Source organism: Pseudomonas sp. SDO524_S393, assembly GCF_054071875.1.
Window position 1 is genome coordinate 1 of the sequence record NZ_JBSVVZ010000157.1, and the last position, 898, is coordinate 898.

The 898-nt window shown below is 65.8% G+C and carries 1 protein-coding gene; it reads left to right on the forward strand.

What is annotated here, in order from left to right; all coding sequences use genetic code 11:
• On the forward strand, positions 1-898 hold an 898-nt coding region (locus ACW9IB_RS29455), incomplete at both ends, for an amino acid adenylation domain-containing protein (RefSeq protein WP_457416836.1).

Below are 898 nucleotides of genomic sequence, written 5' to 3' on the forward strand. Positions count from 1 at the left end.
TCACCCTGACTCAGCCCCAGTGGCTGTCGCACTTGCCCGCAGGCCATCCAGCCTGGACCCTGGATGCACTGCCCGACGCCCCGGCTGCCGAGCCGCTGAACATGGCGGCCAACGACCTCGCCTACGTGCTCTACACCTCCGGCTCCACCGGCCAGCCCAAGGGCGTGATGAACGAACACGGCGCCCTGATGAACCGCCTGCACTGGATGCAGGACGCGTTCCCCATCGGCCCGCATGACCGCGTGCTGCAAAAGACCCCGTACAGCTTCGACGTGTCGGTGTGGGAGTTCTTCTGGCCGCTGATCACCGGCGCCACGCTGGTGGTCGCCCGCCCGGACGGCCATCGCGACCCGGCGTACCTCAGCCAGTTGATCCAGCAGGAACAGGTCACCACCCTGCACTTCGTGCCGTCGATGCTGCGCGCGTTTGTCGAGGAACCGAGCCTGTCTGCCTGCACCAGCCTGCGGCAGGTGTTTGCCAGCGGTGAAGCCTTGCCCGCCGATCTGGTCCAGCGTTTTATGGGGCAACACCCGGCGGCGCTGGTCAACCTGTATGGCCCGACCGAAGCGGCCATCGACGTGTCGGTATGGCGTTGCTCGGTGAATGACCAACGGGTGCCCATCGGCAAACCGATTGCCAACCTGCACTTGCATATTCTTGACGAGGCCCAGCAGCCGTTGCCGATCGGCAGCATCGGCGAGCTGTACATCGGTGGCGTCGGCGTGGCGCGGGGCTATCTGAAACGTGACGACCTGACCGCCGAGCGTTTCCTCACCGTCCGTGGCGAGCGCCTGTACCGTACCGGCGACCGTTGCCGCTTCCTGGCCGACGGCAATATCGAGTACCTGGGGCGCCTCGACCATCAGGTCAAGCTGCGTGGGCAACGTATCGAGCTGGG